40 protein-coding genes are annotated in these 23,029 nt (G+C 39.1%); 2 read left to right on the top strand and 38 right to left on the bottom strand.

Features of this window, described 5'->3' with window-relative positions; all coding sequences use genetic code 11:
- Positions 1-295: 295 nt before the first annotated feature.
- Entirely contained in the window at positions 296-955 is a 660-nt protein-coding gene (locus tag BMZ04_RS17585) for a polysaccharide deacetylase family protein (RefSeq protein WP_093274655.1), read from the top strand.
- Between the two features lie 62 nt (positions 956-1,017).
- Here the strand turns inward: BMZ04_RS17585 and BMZ04_RS17590 are convergent, their stop codons facing one another.
- Positions 1,018-1,695, bottom strand: coding sequence for a KinB-signaling pathway activation protein (locus tag BMZ04_RS17590; RefSeq protein WP_093274658.1), 678 nt, complete (start codon positions 1,693-1,695; stop codon positions 1,018-1,020).
- A 137-nt stretch (positions 1,696-1,832) separates the two neighbouring features.
- Here BMZ04_RS17590 and gerD point away from each other — a divergent pair, with 137 nt between their 5' ends.
- On the top strand, positions 1,833-2,426 hold the full coding sequence (gene gerD / locus BMZ04_RS17595) for a spore germination lipoprotein GerD (RefSeq protein ID WP_093274661.1): 594 nt from the start codon (positions 1,833-1,835) through the stop codon (positions 2,424-2,426).
- A gap of 30 nt (positions 2,427-2,456) precedes the next feature.
- Here the strand turns inward: gerD and BMZ04_RS17600 are convergent, their stop codons facing one another.
- The 37 genes from BMZ04_RS17600 to rplD all read right to left on the bottom strand — a co-directional run bounded on the left by BMZ04_RS17600 (position 2,457) and on the right by rplD (position 23,007).
- Positions 2,457-3,509, bottom strand: coding sequence for an Mrp/NBP35 family ATP-binding protein (locus tag BMZ04_RS17600; protein WP_093274664.1), 1,053 nt, complete (start codon positions 3,507-3,509; stop codon positions 2,457-2,459).
- Positions 3,510-3,586: 77 nt separating this feature from the next.
- Positions 3,587-4,300: an N-acetylmuramoyl-L-alanine amidase gene (locus BMZ04_RS17605; protein ID WP_093275525.1), complete on the bottom strand. Its 714-nt coding sequence runs from the start codon at positions 4,298-4,300 to the stop codon at positions 3,587-3,589.
- Between the two features lie 91 nt (positions 4,301-4,391).
- A complete protein-coding gene (locus BMZ04_RS17610; RefSeq protein ID WP_093274667.1) occupies positions 4,392-4,697 on the bottom strand; it encodes a GNAT family N-acetyltransferase in 306 nt (101 codons plus the stop codon).
- Between the two features lie 158 nt (positions 4,698-4,855).
- Positions 4,856-5,020 (bottom strand): hypothetical protein, encoded by a 165-nt coding sequence (locus BMZ04_RS22495; RefSeq protein ID WP_177184495.1) that lies wholly within the window; start codon positions 5,018-5,020, stop codon positions 4,856-4,858.
- A gap of 78 nt (positions 5,021-5,098) precedes the next feature.
- Positions 5,099-5,491, bottom strand: a complete 393-nt coding sequence (gene rpsI / locus BMZ04_RS17615) for a 30S ribosomal protein S9 (RefSeq protein ID WP_093274671.1) — start codon at positions 5,489-5,491, stop codon at positions 5,099-5,101.
- Between the two features lie 22 nt (positions 5,492-5,513).
- Positions 5,514-5,951: a 50S ribosomal protein L13 gene (gene rplM / locus BMZ04_RS17620; RefSeq protein ID WP_093274676.1), complete on the bottom strand. Its 438-nt coding sequence runs from the start codon at positions 5,949-5,951 to the stop codon at positions 5,514-5,516.
- Positions 5,952-6,119: 168 nt separating this feature from the next.
- Positions 6,120-6,869: a tRNA pseudouridine(38-40) synthase TruA gene (gene truA, locus BMZ04_RS17625; RefSeq protein WP_093274679.1), complete on the bottom strand. Its 750-nt coding sequence runs from the start codon at positions 6,867-6,869 to the stop codon at positions 6,120-6,122.
- 15 nt (positions 6,870-6,884) lie between these two features.
- Positions 6,885-7,682, bottom strand: coding sequence for an energy-coupling factor transporter transmembrane component T family protein (locus BMZ04_RS17630; RefSeq protein WP_093274682.1), 798 nt, complete (start codon positions 7,680-7,682; stop codon positions 6,885-6,887).
- Complete coding sequence (locus tag BMZ04_RS17635; protein WP_093274685.1) at positions 7,682-8,551, bottom strand: energy-coupling factor ABC transporter ATP-binding protein; 870 nt, start codon at positions 8,549-8,551, stop codon at positions 7,682-7,684. Before BMZ04_RS17635 ends, BMZ04_RS17630 begins: the two co-directional genes overlap by 1 nt.
- Positions 8,527-9,375 carry an energy-coupling factor ABC transporter ATP-binding protein gene (locus BMZ04_RS17640; RefSeq protein ID WP_093274688.1) on the bottom strand — a complete coding sequence of 283 codons (849 nt, stop codon included), beginning with the start codon at positions 9,373-9,375 and terminating at the stop codon, positions 8,527-8,529. Before BMZ04_RS17640 ends, BMZ04_RS17635 begins: the two co-directional genes overlap by 25 nt.
- A gap of 316 nt (positions 9,376-9,691) precedes the next feature.
- On the bottom strand, positions 9,692-10,072 hold the full coding sequence (gene rplQ / locus BMZ04_RS17645) for a 50S ribosomal protein L17 (protein ID WP_093274692.1): 381 nt from the start codon (positions 10,070-10,072) through the stop codon (positions 9,692-9,694).
- A 53-nt stretch (positions 10,073-10,125) separates the two neighbouring features.
- Positions 10,126-11,070 carry a DNA-directed RNA polymerase subunit alpha gene (locus BMZ04_RS17650; protein ID WP_093274697.1) on the bottom strand — a complete coding sequence of 315 codons (945 nt, stop codon included), beginning with the start codon at positions 11,068-11,070 and terminating at the stop codon, positions 10,126-10,128.
- 136 nt (positions 11,071-11,206) lie between these two features.
- The gene (rpsK, locus tag BMZ04_RS17655) at positions 11,207-11,596 is read right to left on the bottom strand and encodes a 30S ribosomal protein S11 (RefSeq protein WP_053591340.1); all 390 of its coding nucleotides are present in this window, start codon (positions 11,594-11,596) and stop codon (positions 11,207-11,209) included.
- 25 nt (positions 11,597-11,621) lie between these two features.
- Positions 11,622-11,987 carry a 30S ribosomal protein S13 gene (gene rpsM / locus BMZ04_RS17660; RefSeq protein ID WP_093274701.1) on the bottom strand — a complete coding sequence of 122 codons (366 nt, stop codon included), beginning with the start codon at positions 11,985-11,987 and terminating at the stop codon, positions 11,622-11,624.
- Between the two features lie 23 nt (positions 11,988-12,010).
- Complete coding sequence (gene rpmJ, locus BMZ04_RS17665; protein WP_003247619.1) at positions 12,011-12,124, bottom strand: 50S ribosomal protein L36; 114 nt, start codon at positions 12,122-12,124, stop codon at positions 12,011-12,013.
- Between the two features lie 37 nt (positions 12,125-12,161).
- Entirely contained in the window at positions 12,162-12,380 is a 219-nt protein-coding gene (gene infA, locus BMZ04_RS17670) for a translation initiation factor IF-1 (RefSeq protein ID WP_016429904.1), read from the bottom strand.
- A 456-nt stretch (positions 12,381-12,836) separates the two neighbouring features.
- The gene (locus BMZ04_RS17675) at positions 12,837-13,490 is read right to left on the bottom strand and encodes an adenylate kinase (RefSeq protein WP_093274705.1); all 654 of its coding nucleotides are present in this window, start codon (positions 13,488-13,490) and stop codon (positions 12,837-12,839) included.
- A gap of 65 nt (positions 13,491-13,555) precedes the next feature.
- Entirely contained in the window at positions 13,556-14,848 is a 1,293-nt protein-coding gene (secY, locus tag BMZ04_RS17680) for a preprotein translocase subunit SecY (protein ID WP_093274708.1), read from the bottom strand.
- Positions 14,848-15,288, bottom strand: a complete 441-nt coding sequence (gene rplO / locus BMZ04_RS17685) for a 50S ribosomal protein L15 (RefSeq protein ID WP_093274713.1) — start codon at positions 15,286-15,288, stop codon at positions 14,848-14,850. The genes secY and rplO overlap by 1 nt, the downstream gene beginning before the upstream one ends.
- 32 nt (positions 15,289-15,320) lie before the next feature.
- Positions 15,321-15,503, bottom strand: a complete 183-nt coding sequence (gene rpmD, locus BMZ04_RS17690) for a 50S ribosomal protein L30 (protein WP_093274716.1) — start codon at positions 15,501-15,503, stop codon at positions 15,321-15,323.
- 15 nt (positions 15,504-15,518) lie between these two features.
- Positions 15,519-16,019: a 30S ribosomal protein S5 gene (gene rpsE / locus BMZ04_RS17695; protein ID WP_093274720.1), complete on the bottom strand. Its 501-nt coding sequence runs from the start codon at positions 16,017-16,019 to the stop codon at positions 15,519-15,521.
- 21 nt (positions 16,020-16,040) lie between these two features.
- Positions 16,041-16,400, bottom strand: coding sequence for a 50S ribosomal protein L18 (rplR, locus tag BMZ04_RS17700; RefSeq protein WP_093274725.1), 360 nt, complete (start codon positions 16,398-16,400; stop codon positions 16,041-16,043).
- 30 nt (positions 16,401-16,430) lie between these two features.
- Entirely contained in the window at positions 16,431-16,970 is a 540-nt protein-coding gene (gene rplF / locus BMZ04_RS17705) for a 50S ribosomal protein L6 (protein ID WP_093274730.1), read from the bottom strand.
- Between the two features lie 30 nt (positions 16,971-17,000).
- On the bottom strand, positions 17,001-17,399 hold the full coding sequence (rpsH, locus tag BMZ04_RS17710) for a 30S ribosomal protein S8 (protein ID WP_093274733.1): 399 nt from the start codon (positions 17,397-17,399) through the stop codon (positions 17,001-17,003).
- Positions 17,400-17,429: 30 nt separating this feature from the next.
- Positions 17,430-17,615 (bottom strand): type Z 30S ribosomal protein S14, encoded by a 186-nt coding sequence (locus BMZ04_RS17715; protein ID WP_093274736.1) that lies wholly within the window; start codon positions 17,613-17,615, stop codon positions 17,430-17,432.
- Between the two features lie 18 nt (positions 17,616-17,633).
- Entirely contained in the window at positions 17,634-18,173 is a 540-nt protein-coding gene (gene rplE, locus BMZ04_RS17720) for a 50S ribosomal protein L5 (protein ID WP_090567848.1), read from the bottom strand.
- Between the two features lie 23 nt (positions 18,174-18,196).
- Positions 18,197-18,505, bottom strand: coding sequence for a 50S ribosomal protein L24 (gene rplX / locus BMZ04_RS17725; RefSeq protein WP_093274739.1), 309 nt, complete (start codon positions 18,503-18,505; stop codon positions 18,197-18,199).
- 36 nt (positions 18,506-18,541) lie between these two features.
- The gene (gene rplN / locus BMZ04_RS17730; protein ID WP_053591327.1) at positions 18,542-18,910 is read right to left on the bottom strand and encodes a 50S ribosomal protein L14; all 369 of its coding nucleotides are present in this window, start codon (positions 18,908-18,910) and stop codon (positions 18,542-18,544) included.
- A 44-nt stretch (positions 18,911-18,954) separates the two neighbouring features.
- Positions 18,955-19,218 carry a 30S ribosomal protein S17 gene (gene rpsQ, locus BMZ04_RS17735; RefSeq protein ID WP_093274742.1) on the bottom strand — a complete coding sequence of 88 codons (264 nt, stop codon included), beginning with the start codon at positions 19,216-19,218 and terminating at the stop codon, positions 18,955-18,957.
- Between the two features lie 18 nt (positions 19,219-19,236).
- Positions 19,237-19,437 (bottom strand): 50S ribosomal protein L29, encoded by a 201-nt coding sequence (rpmC, locus tag BMZ04_RS17740; RefSeq protein ID WP_090567840.1) that lies wholly within the window; start codon positions 19,435-19,437, stop codon positions 19,237-19,239.
- Complete coding sequence (rplP, locus tag BMZ04_RS17745; protein WP_093274744.1) at positions 19,427-19,861, bottom strand: 50S ribosomal protein L16; 435 nt, start codon at positions 19,859-19,861, stop codon at positions 19,427-19,429. Before rplP ends, rpmC begins: the two co-directional genes overlap by 11 nt.
- Position 19,862: 1 nt before the next feature.
- Positions 19,863-20,519 carry a 30S ribosomal protein S3 gene (rpsC, locus tag BMZ04_RS17750; protein WP_093274747.1) on the bottom strand — a complete coding sequence of 219 codons (657 nt, stop codon included), beginning with the start codon at positions 20,517-20,519 and terminating at the stop codon, positions 19,863-19,865.
- A 3-nt stretch (positions 20,520-20,522) separates the two neighbouring features.
- Positions 20,523-20,867: a 50S ribosomal protein L22 gene (gene rplV / locus BMZ04_RS17755; protein WP_093274750.1), complete on the bottom strand. Its 345-nt coding sequence runs from the start codon at positions 20,865-20,867 to the stop codon at positions 20,523-20,525.
- 20 nt (positions 20,868-20,887) lie between these two features.
- Positions 20,888-21,166 (bottom strand): 30S ribosomal protein S19, encoded by a 279-nt coding sequence (gene rpsS / locus BMZ04_RS17760; protein ID WP_090567829.1) that lies wholly within the window; start codon positions 21,164-21,166, stop codon positions 20,888-20,890.
- Between the two features lie 60 nt (positions 21,167-21,226).
- On the bottom strand, positions 21,227-22,057 hold the full coding sequence (rplB, locus tag BMZ04_RS17765; RefSeq protein WP_093274753.1) for a 50S ribosomal protein L2: 831 nt from the start codon (positions 22,055-22,057) through the stop codon (positions 21,227-21,229).
- A gap of 42 nt (positions 22,058-22,099) precedes the next feature.
- Positions 22,100-22,384, bottom strand: coding sequence for a 50S ribosomal protein L23 (rplW, locus tag BMZ04_RS17770; protein WP_093274761.1), 285 nt, complete (start codon positions 22,382-22,384; stop codon positions 22,100-22,102).
- Positions 22,384-23,007, bottom strand: a complete 624-nt coding sequence (rplD, locus tag BMZ04_RS17775) for a 50S ribosomal protein L4 (protein ID WP_093274768.1) — start codon at positions 23,005-23,007, stop codon at positions 22,384-22,386. Before rplD ends, rplW begins: the two co-directional genes overlap by 1 nt.
- Positions 23,008-23,029: the final 22 nt, after the last annotated feature.

Here is a 23,029-nt window from a genome sequence, read left to right on the forward strand (position 1 = left end):
CGCCAGCGTTCGTCCTGAGCCAGGATCAAACTCTCCATAATAGAGAACTTAAAAAGCTCATTTTGTTTTGCTGGCATCATCATTAAATGATGTCATAATTGTTTTGCTATTAGACTAAAATAAATTAGTCCGTCAAGCTATATTTCTTAACGTTTTGCATGTTCAGTTTTCAATGTTCATGTTGTTTAAGTTGTCGTTTGTTTTGGCGACCTTTGTATCTTAACATCGTTTTAACATGAATGTCAACACTAAAACATAAAGTTTATTAAAATGATTTGAAAAGGTGCGTGTTACTTTGAAAAGAACGCTATTGTTAGTTGGTTCATTCACAATATTAATCACCCTGTTTTTCATCGTTCCAAGAAATTACCCCTCTATACTACCTGTTTTTCAATTAACAGAAAAACCAACTGTTATTTCTAAAGGAACTTATGGAAAAACAGTTACCATCGATTTAACTTTTGGAAAAGAGGAAATCGAAACCTTGCTAAAAGATTTAAAAGCACCTTATCCACATTTTTTTATAAGCACAGAGTGGATGGAACGATCTGCGCCCATAATAAAGACTATGCAAGATAAACATATTCCGATTGGGCTTTTAGGTCAGGATGGTGCAATTTATATAGAGGATCCTGCTTTATTTCAAAAAGAAGTGGATCACTTTGAGAAAGTAATGGGCGAAAAACCACTTTGGTTTCGGACGAAGGATTATCAATTCCCAGTGGAGGTACAAGAAGTTGCTTGGCAGCAGGAAGTAAATCTACTTAGTTCCAGTAAGTATTGGGATGAAGAAGTTCCTGTGCTCACAAAAGGAGATGTCCTTTCCGTACCACTTCATCAAGAAGAACGGGTTGATATAAAGCAACTCACAAAACTTTTAAAGTCTCAATCATTTTTACCTATCGAACAAAATATATTCGGTTTAAAGATGAATACAAAAACGTTCCCTGAATAGAATGCATATGCCAGTGTTGCAAAAAAACCGCCATGACAATCATTCGTCATGGCGGTTTTCATTTAATTTGTCTTAGCAGCAGCTTCTCTTCTCTTTTTTCTGCGTGCTTCTAATTTCAAGCGATCCACGTCTGATTTTGCATTGTATTTTGGCAAAGCTAATAATTGGTAAGCATTTACCGCAAGAATTGGGAATAATAATAATGTCACCCAACTATCCACATTATCTGCTCGTACCATTAAAACTGGTAACCATTCAAGTGTGGATACAACAATCATAAAAAACAATGCAGAAATAAGAGTATGTTTTTTGGTCATATTCGCTTTTGCAATGGCAACTACTATAGCCGTTATTATTAATATCGCAAGTAAAATAACATACAGCCAAATTTGTTCAGCCGTTTCTGCATTTGGGCGGAAGCGGAACATGATTAAATCAAAAATAACAATCACAATAATGAGTAATTGAACCCAATTCCAAAGTGTAAGCGTCTTAAAAATATTAACACCCATTTGATGAATCGTTAAGTAAGCAAAATAACCCATTTGTGCAATCACGCTTACTGTAAAGCCCATAACGATCATAAAAGCAAAAGCGGCAAAAAATTCACCCCATTGACCTGTCTCAAAATATTTCGCAAAAGCATCATCCCACCGTATAAATAAACCAAAAATACCGGTAATGACTCCACCGATCAACATGGCATTTAGAAAAAATTTAAACCAATTTCGTATAGTCACAGCAAAATTTCCTCCAACTTTTCTATTTCTTCCCCTTTAAATTGTAACAACCATTTACCCAAAAATCTATTTCTTCCTAGTTACTATACATATTTCTGAAACAAATGTGAACAATAATTGAAAGGACGGTGACGATTATGAAGTATTTTGCGCTTATTTTATTATGTCTTGGGCTTCTTGCTGGTTGTAGCGGTTCTCCTGCTCCTCCCTCTTATGAGGAAAATAAAAAAATGCTCATAGATGCGTTGCAAACAGAAGATGGTAAAAAGGCTATTCGAACGCTTCTAGACGATCCACAATTTAAAGAGCTGCTAGTAATTGACAGTGAGCAAGTAAAGAAATCCGTTGAAGAAACAATGTTATCAAAAAAAGCAGAAGAATTTTGGAAGGAAGTATACCAAGATCCTAAATTTTCGGAGACAATGGCAAAAAGTATGGTGAAGCAACAAGAAGAACTTATGAAAGCACTAATGAAGGACCCCACTTATTTACAAGACTTGGAAAGCTTTTTTGGCTCTGCTGACATGAAAAAAGAATTAGGGAAAGTGCTGCAATCCAGTGATATGAGGAAAGAGATGCAAAAGGTTGTAGAAGAAACGATTCAAAGTCCTTCATTACAAACAAAGTGGCAAAAACTAGTAGAAGAAGCCGGTACACAAAAAGAAAGTGGCGGCGGATCCAAAGGGCAATCGGGTTCTCCTGATGAGAAGAAACAAGAAACGGAAAAATAAGGCCGCTCCCCTTGTGGAAACGGCCTTTTCTTATGCTTTTTCGATTACTTTTTGTGCAATTTCTAAATAAGTTTTCCCTGTTTCATGCGTTTCAGCATATACAGAAGGTGCAAAATCGATGTCATTCCAATCCGGCTGTCCTAATGGAAGTTGACCAAGTAATTCTGTACGTAGTTCGTCCGCAAGCTTCGGACCTCCACCTTTACCGAATACAAATTCACGCTCTCCTGTAGATTTCGCTTCATACCAAGACATATTTTCAATAACTCCAAGTATTTCATGATCTGTTTGAAGTGCCATTGCACCTGCTCTTGCCGCAACGAAAGCAGCTGTTGGATGCGGTGTTGTTACTACAATCTCTTTGGAAGCCGGTAACATTTGATGAATGTCTAATGCAACATCTCCAGTGCCTGGCGGTAAATCTAAAAGTAAGAAATCTAACTCTCCCCACTCGACATCTTTGAAAAATTGATCTAATACTTTCCCAAGCATTGGACCACGCCATACGACTGGTGTATTATTTTCAACGAAGAACCCCATAGAGATCACTTTTACCCCTTTGCGTTCTACTGGAATAATACGGTCATCTTTTATTTGTGGGGTATCTTTTACACCCATCATATCTGGCACACTAAATCCATAAATGTCTGCATCTACTAGTCCAACCTTTTTGCCTAGACGTGCAAGTGCTACAGCTAAGTTAACCGATACAGTGGATTTACCAACTCCCCCCTTACCAGAAGCAATAGAGATGATCTTTACTTTGCTATTAGGGGAAAGAATGCTCTCGCTGTCACTTTCTTTTGCTTTCCCGCGGAACTGCTCTAATGCTTCTTTTGGTAACTCTTCAAAGCGGATACCTACTGTTGCTGCTCCTGCATTTTTCAATACTTCTACAACTTTACTTTGTAGTTGCATTTGCTCTGCAGAATTTATTTTGGCAATCGCTAGTTTGACACTGACATGATTTTTTTCTTCTTTTATGGAAACTGTGGATATTCCGTTGGTTTCTTCTAAAGTTCTATGTAAAAATGGATCATTTAATTCGCCAAGTAACGCACGAACTTGTTGTTCATTAATCATCTGTAGACACTCCCCTTTAGTTAACTATTCGCAATATAGTATACCATATACGAGTGTCTACATTCCCAAACATTAGCTTAGTAGATATTGTCTTCTACAAAACGGAGTACTCCAGCTGAAATGGCATCAACCATTTCATTTTGGTATTTATCCGATTGCAGTAATTCTCGCTCTTCATTGTTACTTATAAAGCCTGTTTCCACTAACACTGCCGGTGCCTTTGCTTTTTTCAAAATATACACCTGTTTAATAGCAAGTGCTTCTCTTTCCGTATTGCCTATTCTTTCTCTAATGGAACCTTGAATGGACTTGGCTAAAAGTTCTCCTCCATCGTGACCTTCCGCATGATAAAATACTTGTGCACCACGCCATCTTTCTTCAGGCACTGCATTCACATGTAAGCTAAGGACAAGATCAGCTTCAGAATTGTTCATAATTTCTTCCCGAAGGAGTAAATCTGCCCGCTTTCTAGCACGAGTTGTCGGAAAGTCTTCATCCGGATTATGTTCTGCTACTGCATCTCCTTCTTTCGTACGCGTCATGACGACTGTAGCTCCTTGTGCTTTTAGCTTTTTCTCTAATTTTAGTGACATAGCTAGTGTAATATCACGCTCCACTACTTCCCCATAACTTGCACCACCATCTATTCCCCCGTGCCCAGGATCAATGACAATTTTTACACCACTTAACGGATTTGGCAGGAAAAAACCAGTGTCACTTGCCTTCGTTCCATAAATAACGGCAAGCAAAGATATTAAAAACAATACGAAGATGATTATCCACTTTTTCAGGTTCACCGCTCCTTTTTCACTCATTATACGTAGAAGGGACAAAGAGTATGATAGCTTTTAGTTAGTCATTTTCGATTCAGTAGATTCCTTTTTAATCTCTTAATACGCAGCCGTTTTTCTTAAATATTTGCATCATATGCTCGTTGCTTTCATCTGTACTTCCAACATAATATGTAGCTTTTATGTTCATCATTTGCGCAAGTGTAATTTTGTGTATTTCTGTGCCTAGACCCATCCCACGCATTTCTGGAACAACGCCAAAGTAGAACATCCTTCCTTCCTCTTTTGTTCCTATCTCAATATGTGGAATACTTATTCCAACTAATTTTCGACCTTTTAAAAAATAGTAGCAATTACTTCTCCAGTCTTCCCCTAACTCATTACTTATGGAAGTCATCACTTGCTCGATTGGCTATTCATATGCTTCCGCAAATTCCTCATCTGTCATTAAACCTTCTGCTAATGAATGAAATAAAAGATTTCCTTCCAATTCGTTCTCGTCTTCTAAATGCTTCGTGTACTCCACAATAGTAGAAATCCTTCTAAATCCAATTGCTAGTAACCAGACGCCTCGGCCATTAGTATTGACAAATAGTCAATTTGCTCTTCCTCGTAATCCTTCATAATTTTTGTACATGCTTCTTTATAATCTTCTGTTAACTTCACTTGATCGACTAAACAATAATTTTTCTCATTTTTGATCATATTGAACAACTCCATTTGTTTTCCTCCTTTTGATAACTAAAAAAAGCACTTCCCAATAATTTTCGGGAAGTGCTTTGAACTGATAATATAAAATTAACGTTTTGAGAACTGAGGTGCACGACGAGCGCCTTTAAGTCCTGGTTTTTTACGTTCTTTCATACGTGGGTCACGTGTTAAGAATCCTGCAGATTTTAATGCTGAACGGAAATCAGGGTCTACTGTAAGTAATGCACGTGCAATACCGTGACGGATTGCTCCTGCTTGACCTGTGAATCCACCACCATTAACATTTACATGAATATCGTAGCTACCTAAAGTTTGAGTAGTTACTAATGGTTGTTTAATAACTTCACGTAAAGTTTCATATGGTACGTAATCTTCTACGTCACGTTTGTTGATAATAATTTTTCCTTCGCCCGGTACTAAACGTACGCGTGCTACTGAACTTTTACGGCGACCAGTGCCGATATATTGAACTTGTGCCAAGTGTATGTCCTCCTCTAATTTATTATCCGCGAAGCTCATATGCTTCTGGTTGTTGTGCTGCGTGTGGATGCTCTGCTCCAGCGTAAACGTTTAGTTTAGAAAACATTTGACGTCCTAAAGAGTTTTTAGGAAGCATTCCTTTGATTGCTAATTCGATCATTCTCGTTGGGTACTTAGTACGCATTTCTAAAGCAGTACGTTGTTTAAGTCCACCAGTGTATTGTGTGTGACGGTAGTAAATTTTATCATTTAACTTGTTCCCAGTTAAATGAATTTTTTCTGCATTGATAATGATCACGTAATCACCTGTATCAACGTTTGGTGTAAATGTTGGTTTGTTTTTACCACGTAAAATAGCTGCAACTTCTGAAGCTAGACGACCAAGAGTTTGGCCTTCAGCGTCTACTACTAACCATTTACGTTCTACTTCGTGACCTTTAGCCATGAATGTTGTACGCATGTATTTTGTCCTCCTAATTCAATCATAATCGATCTAAAATTTTCTATATCCTCATAACAATAAGTTTCGGGGCTTATATTGTGGGGGTAATGAAAATACCATACATCATCTTAACCCGAATACGTCATTTAGTCAAGTGTTTTATGAAAAACACCAGGAAAGGTTGCTTCATTGTAAATAGGCTACTTTTTCTAGGTATAAACCGTGTGCTGGCGCTGTTTTTCCAGCATTTTTCCGATTGCATGACTGCAAGATTTCAGGTACGTCCTCTACACTTTTTTTTCCGATTCCAATTTCCCACAAAGTTCCTGCGATAATTCGAACCATATTATATAAAAACCCATTCCCGCTAATCTCCATTTGAAGCTGATTCATCTCTTTATCCACTTCCAAACGAATCGAATGGATCGTTCTTACAAAGTCCTTCACACTCGTATTAGATGCACAAAAACTTGAAAAATCATGCGTTCCAAGCAAATATACAGATGCCTCTCTCATCCACTCAATATTCGGTTTATACCGTTCCACATGCACGCTATAGTTGCGTTCAAACGGACTATGCACTTCATTCAACGACCAAATATACCGATACGTTTTTCCAACTGCATCATATCTTGCGTGAAATTCTTCCTGCACTTGTTCCACCAATAACACACGAATATCTCCTGGAAGTTGTACATTTAATGCCGTTCTCCAACGGTCCATCGGCAATGTAAGTGGACTATCAAAATGGATAACTTGTCCTGTTGCATGTACACCAGCATCCGTTCTTCCACTAGCAACCACTTTCACAATAGTTCCTTTATGCATTATCTGTAACACACGCTCTAACTCCAACTGAACGGTTCGTTTCCCCGGTTGCACTTGATAACCTGAAAACGCACTACCATCATAGCTAATAATTGCACGTAGCCTCATGGCATACACCTCCGATTACGATCTAAAATAGACTAGAACGATCGCTAATATTAGGAGAGTAACGATGATAACCGTATCTTTTGTTGCCCATTCTAATTTACGATATCTCGTTCTTCCTTCTCCACCTTTATAACCTCGTACTTCCATAGCAGTCGCCAAATCTTCGGCCCTTTTAAATGCACTAACAAACAAAGGAATTAGTAGCGGAACAATCGCATTCATTCTTTCTTTCATACTACCAGTTGTCATATCCGAACCTCTCGCCATTTGTGCCTTCATAATTTTATCTGTCTCATCCATTAAAGTTGGGATAAATCTTAACGAGATAGACATCATAAGCGCTAATTCATGTACGGGAAGCTTCCATTTCTTCAATGGATTCAATAATGTTTCTAATGCATCCGTAATCGAAATAGGGGTCGTAGTGAGTGTTAAAATAGATGTTAAAATAACAAGGACAAAAAAGCGGATGGAAATGAAAATCCCTTGTCGCAATCCTTCTTCATAAATCTTTACAAACTTCCATTCAAATATAATTGCACCTTCTCGTGTAAAAAATAAATGCAATAAAAAAGTAAAAATGATTAAAATGACGACAGGCTTCAACCCATTGATCAAAAAGTAAAGTCTAATTCTAGACATTCGAATAATCAAAAATATAAACGCAACTAAAATTCCGTATGTAATCCAGTTATTTGCGATAAAAACAACCGCAATAAATAAAAACACAAAAATCAACTTAGCGCGTGCATCTAACCTATGAATAAATGAATCCCCCGGTATAAATCGACCAAATATCATTTTCTCTAGCATTATAACTCACGCTCCTTCTTCAAAAATAGCGCAAGCTCTTCTGCTAACATCTCTTCTGTTAAACAAAGAACAGGTAACTTCTTCCCCATCATTTGTTCTACCTTTTTCTGAAACTTGATACTCTGAGGGAGTTCTAAACGATAATCCATCAAACGACCTTCATCAGAGAAAATTTCTTGTGGTGTTCCTGCTAATACACATTTACCATCATGCATAATAGCAATACGATCAGCGTATCTCGCAGCATCTTCCATACTATGTGTCACTAATACTGTCGTTAATCCTTTTTCTTTGTGAAGACGATAAAACAAATCCATTATTTCTTTTCTACCTCTTGGATCTAAACCTGCTGTTGGCTCATCTAATACTAACACTTCCGGATTCATCGCAAGAACTCCCGCAATTGCGACACGTCTCATTTGCCCTCCTGATAAATCAAAAGGTGATTTTTCCAATACTTCATCCGGTAGGCCAAGTAAATTTACTAGTTCAATGGCGCGGTGTTTCGCTTCTTCTTCCGGCACTCCAAAATTCATAGGACCAAACATAATATCTTTCAAAACCGTTTCATCAAATAATTGATGCTCTGGAAATTGAAATACGATACCCACTTTTTGTCTTACTTTTCGAAGCTGCTTATTTCTCTTCTCTGCCTTAACTTCCACATCACCAATTTTAATGGTACCTTCCGTCGGCTTTAATAAAGCATTCAAATGCTGCAAAACAGTTGACTTACCTGAACCAGTATGCCCAATAATCGCTTGATACGATCCAGAAGGGATATGTAGATCTACATCAAAAAGTGCCCTTTTTTCAAATGGGGTATTTTTCGCATAGGCGTAACTTACTTGTTGAAGTGTGATGTCCATAAATCATTCACCAATTCTTCTTCTGACATATGTTCTGCTACTAATGTAATTCCTTGTTTCTTTAATAACCTAGAAATGTTCATCGCAAAAGGAAGATCTAATCCTAAATCGACTAACTCTTGTCCACGTTGGAAAATCTCTTCGGGCGTTCCTTCTGCATATTTGTTCCCTTGATTCATCATAATGACGCGATCAGCAAGCAAAGCTTCTTCCAAATCATGTGTAATGGATATAACAGTCAAATCTGTCTCTGCTCTAAGCTGTCGTACCGTAGAAAGTACTTCTTCCCTACCTTGTGGGTCTAACATAGAGGTCGCTTCGTCTAACAATAAAATTTTAGGCTGCAAAGCAATAGCTCCAGCAATAGCAACACGTTGTTTTTGCCCACCTGATAAATGATGTGGCTCACTATTCATAAAGTCGTTCATCTTCACTTTTACTAATGACTGTTTTACTCGTTCTACCATTTCCTCAAAAGGGACTCCGTTATTTTCTAATGCAAATGCAACATCATCTTGCACGGTTGCCCCCACAAATTGGTTATCCGGATTTTGAAAAACCATTCCCATTTGTGAGCGTGTATCCCATAAACTTTGTTCGTCTAAAGCCTCTCCAAAAACTCGTACCTTTCCCGTCTGAGGAAATAGAAGACCATTCATTAAACGTGCAAGCGTCGATTTTCCTGACCCGTTATGACCGACAATCGCAACCCATTCTCCTTCGTAAACTGTATAGGATACATTATTTACAGCAGGCCGTATGCTTTCATCTTCTTCTGTATATGTAAAAGTTACTTCTTGTAAAGAAATAATTTCGCGTTTCATCCTTTACCTCCTCTAGCTCATCTCAGCTAAACTAATACTCTTTACACTATATTACGACAAATTAAAAAAGCGCGCACCTCATTTAGAGAAATGCGCTCTTCTATAACTTATTTCAAGATTGGCTGCTCAAGACCAATCCGAAAATGAGGTGCGTAGAGCTAGACGAGACGCAACTTATTAAGTCCGCTCATCGTAACACTCTGCTTTTATAATGTCGTATAAATCTGTTTGAAAAAAGAAGAGGGAGGTTAGAAATACCAACTTCCCTCTTCAACTTTTCAAGTTAAATAGGACAGGCGTATAAACACCTATCAAATTAAACTAACTCTATTACTACAACTGGTGCTCCGTCTCCGCGACGAGGTCCAACTTTCATAATACGAGTATATCCGCCTTGACGATCTGCATAACGTGGTGCTACATCATCAAACAACTTTTGCAATGCAAATACTGTTGTTTCATTACCTTCTTCATCAGTAGAAGTTGCTACTTCACGACGAATGTAAGATGCAGCTAAACGACGTGCATGTAAATCTCCGCGTTTACCTAAAGTGATCATTTTTTCAACGACAGAACGTAATTCTTTCGCGCGTGCTTCAGTTGTTTGAATACGCTCGTTAATGATTAAGTCTGTTGTTAAGTCACGTAACATCGCTTTACGTTGAGAACTTGTACGTCCAAGTTTTCTGTAACCCATGGATGTTTCCCTCCTTTGGTGAATAGTTCAAATCTAGCTATATCAAAAGTCGCTTAGTCTTCTTTACGTAATCCTAAGCCAAGCTCATCTAACTTCGCTCTTACTTCTTCTAAAGATTTACGTCCTAGGTTTCTTACTTTCATCATGTCGTCTTCTGATTTGCTTGCAAGCTCAAGTACAGTATTAATACCAGCGCGTTTTAAGCAATTATAAGAACGAACAGAAAGATCAAGCTCTTCGATAGTCATCTCTAATACTTTCTCTTTTTGATCTTCTTCTTTTTCGACCATGATTTCAGCAGTTTGTGCCTCGTCTGTCATCCCTACGAAAATGTTCAAGTGCTCTGTTAAAATTTTAGCTCCAAGCGAAATCGCCTCTTTAGGACCGGTGCTGCCATCTGTCCACACATCAAGAGTTAATTTGTCGTAGTTAGACGATTGCCCAACACGAGTATTCTCCACTTGAAAATTAACGCGTGAAACTGGAGTATAAATAGAGTCGATCGGGATTACGCCGATAGGAAGATCCTCACGTTTGTTTTGATCAGCAGGAGTGTAGCCACGGCCACGACCTGCGTACATACGCATACGGAAATGACCATTTTTGCCGATAGTTGCAATATAGAGTTCTGGATTTAATATCTCAACATCACTGTCATGTGTAATGTCAGCAGCTGTTATCGTTCCTTCTCCTTTTACATCAATCTCAATGACTTTTTCTTCATCAGAGTAGATTTTCAAAGCTAGCTTTTTCACATTCATAATAATAGATGCAACATCTTCCACTACGCCTTCAATAGTTGAAAACTCATGTAAAACGCCATCAATTTGAATAGAAGTAACTGCAGCTCCTGGTAAAGAAGACAGAAGGATACGACGTAAAGAATTACCCAAAGTATTTCCATAGCCACGTTCTAGCGGTTCTACAACAAATTTACCAAACTTGGTATTTTCGCTGATTTCTACACTTTCAATCTTTGGTTTTTCGATTTCGATCATTCCAATTTACCCTCCCTCAAAACATCGAATGTATAGGTTCTTTCCATCATGAATTCGATCGTATAACTGGTTGCTTATTTGAACAACCTCAGTCTGTACAATAAATGATGTTCTCAAACGTGTTGAGTTGCACCTTTTACACGCGACGACGTTTTGGTGGACGACAACCATTATGTGGTACTGGTGTTACGTCTTTAATAGCTGTAACTTCTAGACCTGCAGCTTGAAGTGCGCGGATAGCCGCTTCACGTCCAGCACCAGGACCTTTAACCGTTACTTCTAAAGTTTTAAGACCATGTTCCATAGACGTTTTTGCAGCAGTTTCTGCAGCCATTTGTGCAGCGAATGGAGTAGATTTACGAGAACCTCTGAATCCAAGAGCTCCAGCACTTGACCAAGAAAGTGCATTACCTTGCATGTCTGTGATAGTCACAATTGTGTTATTAAATGTTGAGCGAATGTGAGCAATACCGGATTCGATATTCTTTTTCACACGACGCTTACGTGTTTGTTGTTTACGTGCCATGTTAAGAAGAAACCTCCTTTACCGATTATTTTTTCTTGTTAGCGACTGTTTTACGTGGACCTTTACGAGTACGTGCATTGTTCTTCGTGTTTTGTCCGCGTACAGGTAAGCCGCGACGGTGACGGATACCACGGAAAGATCCGATTTCCATCAAACGTTTAATGTTTAGTGATACTTCACGACGAAGGTCACCTTCTACTTTGTATACACCGATTTGTTCACGGATTTTGTTTAACTCGTCTTCTGTTAGATCACGAACTCGTGTCGATTCAGAAATACCAGCTTCTACTAGTACTTTTTGTGCAGTAGTTTTACCAATTCCGAAAATGTATGTTAATGCAATAACAACGCGTTTATCGCGTGGAATGTCAACACCAGCAATACGTGCCATATGTGTCGTGCACCTCCTTCTAATTATCCTTGTCTTTGTTTGTGTTTAGGATTTTCACAGATTACCATTACTTTACCGCGTCGGCGAATTACTTTACATTTTTCGCAGATCGGCTTCACAGATGGTCTCACTTTCATCTAACCCAACCTCCTTAGTAGTCCGGAGTGCAAAAGATTATTTAAAACGGTACGTGATACGACCGCGAGTTAAATCGTAAGGAGAAAGTTCAATTGTGACTTTATCTCCAGGTAAAATGCGGATAAAGTGCATACGAATTTTACCCGATACATGCGCAAGTATCGTATGACCGTTTTCTAATTCTACCTTAAACATCGCGTTTGGCAAAGTCTCAACAACTGTTCCTTCGACTTCAATTACATCATCTTTCGCCATCAACCCTGTCTCCCTTCTATATACAAATCAGGTTCTCATCACTACTCAAACGTAATTTGCTTTAGTATAGCCTCAAATAGAACGAAACTATTCGATCAAGCATATGTTTGGAAATCATGAGAGATGTTCGAAAGACACTCGTAAGGTTTCGCTTTTTGCAATCCACGGAGTAGACTGACTGGTAGAAACCCGTCTCCCTCATGTCAACATGTTCGTACGAATGTGTTGGATGAGTTCCATAGTACCCGTTCGTTACATAGATGCTTCCACGAAACCCATTATACCCTTTCAGAAGTTAAAATGCACGTGGACTAGGGGGTCCTCGTTATGGATGCATTTCAATTCATCCAGTTCGTATACCGGGCGCAATATGCTTTTGCAGCTCTCGAAAAAAAACGTCTTCGTTCTTATGCATAGTGCCCGGGTATTCAGTCGTCTGCGACAGGCACCGGGCTATTAGATGCGGTTGCCCTGTAACAGAGCATCTAGATCAGCAAATACTTTTGTAATATCTTGCTGTCCATCTATATTTGTTAAAACACCTTTGTTGTCATAAAAGTCAAGCAAAGGTTGTGTTTGCTTCATATTTACTTCCAGACGGTTAGTTACCGTTTCCGGATTATCATCCGCACGTTGATAGAGCTCTCCACCATCTTTGTCACATACCCCATCAGTAGTAGGTGGGTTAAAGACTAAATGATAAGCAGTTCCACATACTTTACAAATACGGCGTCCAGTTAGTCGTCTGATCAATTCATCTTGTTCTACTTGAATGTTAAGCACATGCTCAATTGATTTCCCAAGATCCGTAAGTAAAGCATCAAGTGCTTCTGCTTGCGGTACAGTACGAGGAAAACCATCAAGTAGGAATCCTTTTTCACAGTCTGGCTTGCTTAATCTGTCGCGAACGATGCCAATCGTTACTTCATCTGGTACTAGTGCACCTTGATCCATAAACGATTTTGCTTTTAAACCAAGCTCCGTACCATCTTTAATAGCTGCACGAAACATATCGCCTGTAGAAATATGAGGGATTGCGTACTTCTCAACAATTTTATCTGCTTGCGTACCTTTACCAGCACCCGGCAGACCCATTAAAACGATATTCATACGAAAATACCCCCTGAGGACTATTTATAGATTTTTAGGAACATAAACCGTTCCTAAAAACCATATTATTTCATAAAGCCTTTATAGTGACGTTTAACTAATTGTGATTCCAATTGTTTCATCGACTCTAACGCAACCCCAACAACAATAAGTAAGCTGGTTCCACCAATTTGCGCTGATTGCGGTAGCCCCGCAAACTTAACAAATAGTAGAGGCATAATAGAAATTAATGCTAAGAAGATAGCGCCGATAAAAGTTAAGCGATATAATACGCTAGTCAAATAATTTTGTGTGTTTATACCTGGACGAATCCCCGGAATATACGCACCTTGCTTTTTCAAATTGTCCGCTACATTTTCTGGATTCACTTGAATGAAAGCATAGAAGTAGGTAAACGCAACAATTAAAGCAATGTAAATAATCATACCAATAGGTTGTGTATAATCTAATGCTCTCGTTATGAAATCAGTCGTACTATTCTGTCCGAAAAACAAAACAAGTGACTGAGGTGCCATAAGAAAAGCAGAGGCAAAGATTACCGGAATTACTCCCGCTGCATTTACTTTTAAAGGCAAGTGCGTTTGTTGACCACCCGTTTGGGCTGTGCCAGCAACACGTTTTGCATATTGGATTGGTATTTTACGCAACGCTTGTTGAACATAAATGACTCCAACCGTAACAGCAATAATTGCCAAAAGTAGTAATAAGACAATAACGATATTGATAAATAATGCTTCTCCGGCACCATCTATAAATTGCGCATACACTTGGTTAACTGCGTTTGGAATAGCAGCTGCGATACCAGCGAAGATAATAATAGAAATACCATTACCAACACCTTTTGCAGTAATCTGTTCTCCCAACCACATTAAAAATGCGGTACCTGCAGTTAATACAATTGCAATAACAATGTAATTTAGGATGCCTTCTTCTTTTATTAAAGAACCGCCATACATACGGTTAAAACCATATGACATTGCAATTGCTTGAATAAAAGCTAAAACAATGGTGAAGTAACGTGTGAATTGAGCAAGTTTACGTCTTCCAACTTCTCCTTGCTTAGCCCACTCCGTAAACTTCGGTACAACATCCATTTGCAACAATTGAACAATAATGGAAGCTGTGATGTATGGCATGATACCCATTGCTAAAATAGAAAAGTTAGCAAGTGCTCCACCACCAAATGTATTTAAGAAACCAATCAAACCTAATTGATCTGTTTGCTTCAATACATCTGCATCGACGTAAGGTACTGGAACGAATGTCCCAAGACGAAAGACGATTAACATCAATAAAGTAAAAATGATTTTATTTCGAATATCTCGCACACGCATAAAGTTGGAGATTGTCTGAAACATTAAACCACCTCAGTTTGTCCGCCAGCATTCTCGATTGCTTCTTTAGCTGACGCAGAAAATTTGTGAGCTTTAACAGATAGTTTCTTATCAAGAGTTCCATTACCTAGAATCTTAATACCAGATTTCTCATTACTCACAACACCTGTTTCAATTAATAGAGCAGGTGTTATTTCTGTGCCTTCTTCGAAACGATTTAATGTATCAAGGTTCACAATTGCAAATTCTTTACGGTTAATGTTCGTGAATCCACGTTTTGGTAGACGACGGAACAATGGGTTTTGACCGCCCTCAAATCCTGGACGAACTCCACCGCCCGAACGAGAATTTTGACCTTTATGACCTCTACCTGCAGTTTTACCATTACCAGAACCGGTACCACGACCTACGCGGTTACGTGTAGAACGAGATCCTTCTGCTGGTTTTAACTCATGAAGTTTCATATGGTGGCACCTCCTTATTCTTAAAATAAACCTTAAATTTCTTTGACAGTTACTAAGTGAGCTACTTTGCCAACCATCCCGCGGATAGCAACATTGTCTTGGTGCTCAACTGTTTGATGCATTTTACGTAATCCAAGGGCTTCAGCTGTTTTGCGTTGATTTGGTTTTGTACCAATCAAGCTTTTAGTAAGGGTGATTTCTAATTTAGTTGCCATTGTCAATTTCCCCCCTTATCCTAACAGTTCTTCTACTGATTTACCACGTAATTTAGCAACGTCCTCAGCACGTTTTAGTTCTGTTAAACCTTGAATTGTAGCACGAACCATGTTAATAGGTGTGTTAGATCCAAGTGATTTAGAAAGAATGTCTGTGATACCTGCTAATTCTAGAACCGCACGAACTGGTCCACCAGCGATAACTCCTGTACCAGGTGCAGCTGGTTTAACTAAAACAGATCCAGCTCCGAAGCGACCAATAATTTGGTGAGGTGTAGTTCCTCCAACTCTTGGTACTTCTACTAAGTTTTTCTTTGCATCTTCAACTGCTTTACGGATTGCATCTGGAACCTCTTGAGCTTTACCAGTACCAAATCCAACATGACCGTCTTTATCTCCTACTACTACTAGTGCAGTAAAACGGAAACGACGTCCACCTTTTACAACTTTAGCAACACGGTTAATCGTTACTACGCGTTCTTCAAGTTCAAGTTTGTTTGGGTCAATACCACGCATGAAATATGTCCCTCCTTCTTCTTAAAATTCTAAGCCGTTTTCACGTGCAGCTTCAGCTAACGCTTTAACACGTCCATGATATAAGTAACCGCCACGGTCGAATACAACAGATTTGATGTTCTTTTCAACAGCGCGTTTTGCGATAGTTTCACCGATTAATGTAGCAGCTTCAAGATTTCCAGCTGTACCATTAAAGTCTTTATCCATAGTAGACGCACTTACGATTGTTACACCTTGTGAATCATCGATAAGTTGTGCGTAAATATGTTTATTAGAACGGAATACATTTAAACGAGGACGTTCAGTAGTACCCGTGATTTTTGTACGAACACGTGCATGACGTTTCTTACGAACTTGATTTTTGTCTTGTTTCGTAATCACAGTGGTCACTCCTTTCTAATGCGAAATGCATTATTTACCTGTTTTACCTTCTTTGCGGCGTACAACTTCGCCTTCGTAACGAATACCTTTACCTTTATAAGGCTCTGGTGGACGAACTTGACGAATGTTAGATGCTAAAGCACCAACACGTTCTTTGTTAATTCCGCGAACGATAATTTTTGTATTAGAAGGAACTTCAACTACTACTCCGTCTTCAGGTGTGAATTCAACTGGATGAGAGTATCCTACGTTAAGTACAAGTTTAGTTCCTTGTAGTTGCGCACGATAACCTACCCCAACTAATTCAAGTCCACGTTCGAATCCTTGAGATACACCAGTGACCATATTTGCTAATAAAGCACGTGTTGTACCGTGGATTGTACGGTGATCTTTAGACTCTGAAGGACGTACTAAAGTAATTATATTACCTTCTTGCTCAATTTTAATATCTTGGTTAAAAGAATTTGTTAATTCACCTTTTGGTCCTTTTACTACTACTGTATTATCAGCGCTAACTGTAACAGTAACATCTGCAGGAACCTCTATTGGTTTTTTACCTACTCGAGACATTTTGTTGCACCTCCATTCGTTTGTTGATTATTACCAAACGTAAGCTACGATTTCTCCGCCAACTTGTTTAGCGCGAGCTTCTTTATCTGTTAATAAACCATTTGAAGTAGAAACTAAAGCAATTCCTAAACCGTTTAGTACTTTAGGCACTTCGTTTGTTTTTGCGTAAACGCGTAGACCAGGTTTTGAAATACGTTTCAAACCAGTAATAACGCGCTCGTCGTTTTGACCATATTTTAAGAAGATACGGATGATACCTTGTTTGCTATCTTCTACTAATTCTACATCACGTACGAAACCTTCGCGTTTTAGAATTTCAGCGATATCCTTTTTCATGTTTGAAGCAGGAACTTCCAATTTCTCGTGACGAACCATGTTAGCATTACGAATGCGTGTAAGCATATCTGCAATTGGATCTGACATTGTCATTACATTTACCTCCTTCCCATTTATAGGGGTTTACCAGCTTGCTTTTTTAACGCCAGGAATTTGTCCCTTGTATGCAAGTTCACGGAAACAAATACGGCAAAGCTTAAATTTACGTAATACAGAGTGCGGACGTCCACAACGCTCACAGCGTGTGTAGCCTTGCACTTGGAACTTTGGCGTACGTTGTTGTTTAACGATCATTGATTTTTTAGCCACGTTTTCGCCTCCCTTATTTTACTTTTGGAATGGCATACCGAATTGTGTTAATAACTCACGAGCTTCTTCGTCAGAGTTCGCAGTTGTTACAATTACGATGTCCATACCGCGTACTTTCGAAACTTTATCATAATCGATTTCAGGGAAGATTAATTGCTCTTTTACTCCAAGAGTGTAGTTACCGCGACCGTCGAATGCTTTTTTAGAAACACCACGGAAGTCACGTACACGTGGAAGAGAAATAGCGATTAATTTGTCCAAGAAGTCATACATACGCTCGCCGCGTAGTGTAACTTTTGCTCCGATTGGCATACCTTCACGAAGACGGAAACCAGCGATCGATTTTTTAGCTTTCGTAACTACAGGTTTTTGACCTGAAATGATTTGTAATTCTTCTACAGCAGCGTCAAGTGCTTTTGTATTAGAAACAGCATCACCAACACCCATATTGATAACGATTTTATCAACTTTAGGTACTTGCATTACTGAGTTATATTCAAACTTGCTCATTAGAGCAGGAGAAACTTCCTTAAGATACTTTTCTTTTAGGCGGTTCATGTGTGTACCTCCCTTCTGTTTACTTATTTAATAATTTCACCGGATTTTTTCGCAACACGAACTTTTTTGCCATCTTCTACTTTATAACCTACGCGAGTCGGCTCGCCAGTTTTAGGGTCGATTAACATAACATTCGATACGTGGATTGCAGCCTCTTGGCTTACAATTCCTCCTTGCGGATTAACTTGGTTTGGCTTCATATGTTTTTTGATGATGTTTACACCTTCAACTAACACACGGTCTTTCTTAGGGAAAGCTGTAAGGATAACACCTGTTTTCCCTTTGTCTTTACCTGAGATTACCATTACTTTGTCGCCTTTTTTAACATGCATTCTGTCGCACCTCCTTGATTGGCACTTTCATGTAAATTAAAGAACTTCTGGAGCTAAAGATACGATTTTCATGAAGTTGCTGTCACGTAGTTCACGAGCAACTGGTCCGAAAATACGAGTTCCACGCGGTCCTTTATCGTCTTTGATAATAACACATGCGTTTTCATCAAATTTGATATAAGTCCCGTCTTTACGGCGTACGCCGCTTTTAGTGCGAACGATTACAGCTTTAACGACGTCACCTTTCTTGACAACGCCACCTGGTGTTGCTTTCTTAACTGTACATACAACGATATCGCCGATATTAGCAGTTTTACGTCCAGTACCACCAAGTACTTTAATAGTTAAAACTTCACGTGCACCTGAGTTGTCTGCAACTTTCATACGAGTTTCTTGTTGGATCACTTAGGTAACCTCCCTTCGGAATAATATAGTTCCGAAATTTATTATTAGATAATAACCGCTTTTTCTACAACTTCCAATAAACGGAATCGTTTTGTAGCTGATAACGGACGAGTTTCCATGATACGCACGATATCACCGATTTGGGCTACGTTTTGCTCATCATGAGTTTTGAATTTTTTAGAATACTTAACACGTTTACCGTATAACTTATGCTTTTTATGAGTTTCAACTAAAACAGTAATTGTTTTGTCCATTTTGTCCGAAACTACACGGCCTGTGTATACTTTGCGTTGATTACGCTCAGTCATGCCTGAAAACCTCCTTTATCAGTTGTTTGCACTGATTTCTCTTTCGCGAACCACAGTTTTCATACGCGCAATCGCTTTACGTACTTCACGAATGCGAGCTGTGTTTTCTAATTGACCAGTCGCCAATTGGAAGCGCAGGTTGAAAAGCTCTTCTTTCAGTGATTTTACCTTTTGTTCTATTTCTGCAGTAGTAAGTTCACGGATGTCATTAGCTTTCATTAGATTCACCACCAATTTCTTGACGTTTAACTACTTTACATTTCACAGGAAGCTTATGTGCTGCTAAGCGTAGCGCTTCACGAGCGATCTCTTCAGATACACCAGCGATTTCAAACATAACTTTTCCTGGTTTTACTACAGCTACCCAACCTTCAGGAGCACCTTTACCGGAACCCATACGAACCTCAAGAGGCTTTTTCGTGTAAGGTTTATGTGGGAAAATTTTAATCCAAACTTTACCGCCACGTTTCATGTAACGTGTCATTGCAATACGAGATGCTTCAATTTGACGGCTAGTAATCCAGCTTGCTTCAGTTGCTTGTAAACCAAATTCACCGAATGATACTTCTTTACCGCCTTTCGCTTCACCACGCATTTTTCCGCGGTGTTCACGACGATATTTAACGCGTTTAGGCATTAACATATTATTTGCCTCCTTCCTCAGAGTTCTTCTTCACTGGAAGGACTTCCCCACGATAGATCCATACTTTAACGCCTAGCTTACCATAAGTAGTGTCAGCTTCAGCATGTGCGTAATCAATGTCAGCACGTAAAGTATGAAGTGGTACAGTTCCTTCACTATAGTGTTCAGCACGCGCGATGTCAGCGCCGCCAAGACGTCCAGATACTTGAGTTTTAATACCTTTAGCGCCTGCACGCATTGTGCGTTGAATTGCTTGTTTTTGAGCACGACGGAAAGATACGCGGCCTTCTAATTGACGTGCGATACTTTCTGCTACTAATTTAGCATCTAAGTCAGCTCTTTTAATCTCAACAATGTTGATGTGTACACGCTTGCCAGTAAGTTCGTTTAAGTGTTTACGAAGTGCTTCGACTTCAGTACCACCTTTACCGATTACCATACCTGGTTTCGCAGTGTGAATTGTTATGTTAACACGTTTAGCAGCACGTTCGATTTCTACAGTAGAAACAGATGCATCATTTAAACGAGTTTCAATGTGTTTACGAATTTTCAAGTCTTCGTGAAGTAGAGTTGCATAGTCTTTACCAGCGTACCATTTTGACTCCCAGTCACGAATAATACCTACTCGTAATCCTATTGGATGTACTTTTTGACCCACGAATTATCCCTCCTTCTTCTCAGATACCACTACAGTGATGTGGCTAGTACGTTTGTTGATCGCACTTGCACGACCTTGTGCACGTGGACGGAAACGTTTTAGTGTTGGACCTTCGTCAACAAAAATTTCGGAAACAACTAAGTTGTTAATGTCTAAATCATAATTGTGCTCAGCGTTCGCAACTGCAGATTTCAATACTTTCTCAACAACAGGTGATGCTGTTTTAGGAGTAAGTTGTAAAATTGCAACTGCTTCACCAACTTGCTTACCTCTGATTAAATCAACGACTAATCTTACTTTACGAGGAGCAATGCGCACCGTTTTAGCAATAGCTTTTGCTTGTGACATTTGAATGACCTCCTCTCAAATTAGCGTCTTGTTTTCTTATCATCTGCACCATGACTTTTATAAGCGCGTGTTGGTGCAAACTCGCCTAGTTTATGACCTACCATATCTTCAGTCACGTATACTGGAACATGTTTACGTCCATCATATACTGCGATTGTTAATCCGATAAAAGTAGGGAAAATTGTCGAACGGCGAGACCAAGTCTTAATCACTTGTTTTTTCTCAGAATCCTTTTGTGCATCGACCTTTTTAAGTAAATGATCGTCTGCGAAAGGTCCTTTTTTCAAGCTACGACCCATGCTGAATCCTCCCTTTCGTGATTACACCACGGTCCGTTCTTTGAACCGTAGTAAATCACATTATTTTTTACGACGACGAATGATAAGTTTGTCGGATTGGTTTTTCTTGCTACGAGTTTTGTATCCAAGAGTTGGTTTACCCCATGGAGACATTGGTGACTTACGACCGATTGGTGTACGTCCTTCACCACCACCGTGTGGGTGATCGTTCGGGTTCATTACAGATCCACGTACAGTTGGGCGTTTACCTAACCAACGAGAACGTCCTGCTTTACCAATGTTTACTAGTTCGTGTTGTTCGTTTCCTACTTCACCGATAGTTGCACGGCAAACACCAAGGATTAAACGAACTTCACCAGATTGTAGGCGTACAATTACGTACTTACCTTCTTTACCAAGTAATTGAGCAGATGTACCAGCTGAACGTACTAGCTGACCACCTTTACCAGGTTTCATTTCAATGTTATGGATTGTTGAACCCATTGGAATGTTTACTAATGGAAGAGCGTTTCCTACTTTAATATCAGCTTCCGGACCTGACACTACTGTCATTCCAACTTCTAAGCCTTTAGGAGCTAGGATGTAACGTTTTTCTCCATCCACATAATTAATCAATGCGATATTCGCAGTGCGGTTTGGATCATATTCAATAGTAGCTACACGGCCTTCAATACCATCTTTGTTTCGTTTGAAATCAATGATACGGTATTGACGTTTGTGTCCACCACCATGATGACGAACAGTAATTTTACCTTGATTGTTACGGCCGCCTTTACGTGTCACAGGAGCAAGAAGTGATTTCTCAGGTTTGTCTGTTGTGATTTCAGCGTAATCTAACGATGTCATGTTACGACGTCCGTTTGTCGTTGGTTTATACTTTCTAATCGCCATTGTATTCCCTCCTTCTTGAGTATTGATTTGTTTTTATAAGATTTAGATCTCGAATAATTCGATTTCTTTGCTATCTTGAGTTAATGTAACAATCGCTTTACGGCGTTTGTTTGTGTACCCACCAAATTTACCAACACGTTTGAATTTCCCTTTGTAGTTCATGATGTTCACTTTTTCAACATCTACTCCAAAGATTTCTTCAACTGCATATTTAACTTGAGTTTTGTTAGCGCGAGTGTCCACTTCAAAAGTGTACTTTTTATCTGCCATTATTTCAGAAGAACGCTCGGTAATGACCGGACGTTTAATAATATCACGTGCTTCCATTATCCAAGCACCTCCTCAACTTTTTCTACTGCAGATTTAGTTAACACTAATTTTTCGTGTCCAACTAAATCTAATACGTTAATGCCTGATGCAGACACAACTGTGATTCCAGGGATGTTACGTGCAGCTAATGCTACGTTTTCATCTAAATCAGCAGTTACGAATAACGCTTTTTTATCGATAGAAAGGTTAGATAACACCTTCACGAATTCTTTTGTTTTTGGTGCATCAAAAGCTAAACCTTCTAGTACTACGATGCTTTCGTCACGCACTTTTGATGAAAGAGCTGAAAGAAGAGCTAGACGACGTACTTTTTTAGGTAATTTATAGCTATAGCTACGTGGAGTTGGACCGAATACAACACCACCGCCACGCCATTGTGGAGAGCGGATCGACCCTTGACGAGCACGACCTGTTCCTTTTTGACGCCATGGTTTACGTCCACCACCAGCTACTTCAGAACGGTTTTTCACTTTGTGATTACCTTGACGAAGTGATGCGCGTTGAGCAATGATAGCTTCAAATAAAACAGCTTCGTTTGGTTCGATACCGAAAACTTTATCGTTTAACTCGATTTCACCAACAGAAGATCCTGCTTGATTTAATAAAGATACTTTTGCCATTCCTGTTTCCTCCTTTCTTTAA

This window comes from Psychrobacillus sp. OK032, assembly GCF_900111345.1.
Taxonomy (GTDB): domain Bacteria; phylum Bacillota; class Bacilli; order Bacillales_A; family Planococcaceae; genus Psychrobacillus.

Bases quoted from the DNA above. Each gene is read 5' to 3' on its own strand.
- BMZ04_RS22495 (WP_177184495.1), bottom strand. From the start codon at position 5,020: ATGGAGTTGTTCAATATGATCAAAAATGAGAAAAATTATTGTTTAGTC.
- rplV (WP_093274750.1), bottom strand. From the start codon at position 20,867: ATGTCACAAGCAAAAGCTATTGCTAAAACGGTGCGCATTGCTCCTCGT.
- rpsM (WP_093274701.1), bottom strand. From the start codon at position 11,987: ATGGCACGTATTGCTGGTGTTGACATTCCACGCGATAAACGCGTTGTT.
- infA (WP_016429904.1), bottom strand. From the start codon at position 12,380: ATGGCGAAAGATGATGTAATTGAAGTCGAAGGAACAGTTGTTGAGACT.
- truA (WP_093274679.1), bottom strand. From the start codon at position 6,869: ATGAGGCTACGTGCAATTATTAGCTATGATGGTAGTGCGTTTTCAGGT.
- rpsS (WP_090567829.1), bottom strand. From the start codon at position 21,166: ATGGGTCGTAGCTTGAAAAAAGGACCTTTCGCAGACGATCATTTACTT.
- rplW (WP_093274761.1), bottom strand. From the start codon at position 22,384: ATGGAAGCACGTGATATTATTAAACGTCCGGTCATTACCGAGCGTTCT.
- rplX (WP_093274739.1), bottom strand. From the start codon at position 18,505: ATGCATGTTAAAAAAGGCGACAAAGTAATGGTAATCTCAGGTAAAGAC.
- gerD (WP_093274661.1), top strand. From the start codon at position 1,833: ATGAAGTATTTTGCGCTTATTTTATTATGTCTTGGGCTTCTTGCTGGT.
- rpmD (WP_093274716.1), bottom strand. From the start codon at position 15,503: ATGGCAACTAAATTAGAAATCACCCTTACTAAAAGCTTGATTGGTACA.
- rpsH (WP_093274733.1), bottom strand. From the start codon at position 17,399: ATGACAATGTCAGATCCAATTGCAGATATGCTTACACGCATTCGTAAT.
- BMZ04_RS17630 (WP_093274682.1), bottom strand. From the start codon at position 7,682: ATGCTAGAGAAAATGATATTTGGTCGATTTATACCGGGGGATTCATTT.
- rplE (WP_090567848.1), bottom strand. From the start codon at position 18,173: ATGAACCGCCTAAAAGAAAAGTATCTTAAGGAAGTTTCTCCTGCTCTA.
- BMZ04_RS17600 (WP_093274664.1), bottom strand. From the start codon at position 3,509: ATGATTAATGAACAACAAGTTCGTGCGTTACTTGGCGAATTAAATGAT.
- rplQ (WP_093274692.1), bottom strand. From the start codon at position 10,072: ATGGGTTACAGAAAACTTGGACGTACAAGTTCTCAACGTAAAGCGATG.
- rpsQ (WP_093274742.1), bottom strand. From the start codon at position 19,218: ATGACTGAGCGTAATCAACGCAAAGTATACACAGGCCGTGTAGTTTCG.
- BMZ04_RS17650 (WP_093274697.1), bottom strand. From the start codon at position 11,070: ATGATCGAAATCGAAAAACCAAAGATTGAAAGTGTAGAAATCAGCGAA.
- BMZ04_RS17675 (WP_093274705.1), bottom strand. From the start codon at position 13,490: ATGAATATCGTTTTAATGGGTCTGCCGGGTGCTGGTAAAGGTACGCAA.
- rplP (WP_093274744.1), bottom strand. From the start codon at position 19,861: ATGTTAATGCCTAAACGCGTTAAATATCGTCGTGAACACCGCGGAAAA.
- rpsE (WP_093274720.1), bottom strand. From the start codon at position 16,019: ATGCGTGGTATTGACCCAAACAAACTTGAACTTGAAGAACGCGTAGTA.
- rpmJ (WP_003247619.1), bottom strand. From the start codon at position 12,124: ATGAAAGTGAGACCATCTGTGAAGCCGATCTGCGAAAAATGTAAAGTA.
- rpsK (WP_053591340.1), bottom strand. From the start codon at position 11,596: ATGGCACGTAAACAACAAACACGTAAGCGTCGTGTGAAAAAGAATATC.
- BMZ04_RS17610 (WP_093274667.1), bottom strand. From the start codon at position 4,697: ATGACTTCCATAAGTAATGAGTTAGGGGAAGACTGGAGAAGTAATTGC.
- rplF (WP_093274730.1), bottom strand. From the start codon at position 16,970: ATGTCTCGAGTAGGTAAAAAACCAATAGAGGTTCCTGCAGATGTTACT.
- rplO (WP_093274713.1), bottom strand. From the start codon at position 15,288: ATGAAACTTCATGAGTTAAAACCAGCAGAAGGATCTCGTTCTACACGT.
- rplB (WP_093274753.1), bottom strand. From the start codon at position 22,057: ATGGCGATTAGAAAGTATAAACCAACGACAAACGGACGTCGTAACATG.
- rplD (WP_093274768.1), bottom strand. From the start codon at position 23,007: ATGGCAAAAGTATCTTTATTAAATCAAGCAGGATCTTCTGTTGGTGAA.
- rpmC (WP_090567840.1), bottom strand. From the start codon at position 19,437: ATGAAAGCTAATGACATCCGTGAACTTACTACTGCAGAAATAGAACAA.
- BMZ04_RS17640 (WP_093274688.1), bottom strand. From the start codon at position 9,375: ATGAAACGCGAAATTATTTCTTTACAAGAAGTAACTTTTACATATACA.
- secY (WP_093274708.1), bottom strand. From the start codon at position 14,848: ATGTTTCAGACAATCTCCAACTTTATGCGTGTGCGAGATATTCGAAAT.
- BMZ04_RS17635 (WP_093274685.1), bottom strand. From the start codon at position 8,551: ATGGACATCACACTTCAACAAGTAAGTTACGCCTATGCGAAAAATACC.
- rplM (WP_093274676.1), bottom strand. From the start codon at position 5,951: ATGCGTACAACATTCATGGCTAAAGGTCACGAAGTAGAACGTAAATGG.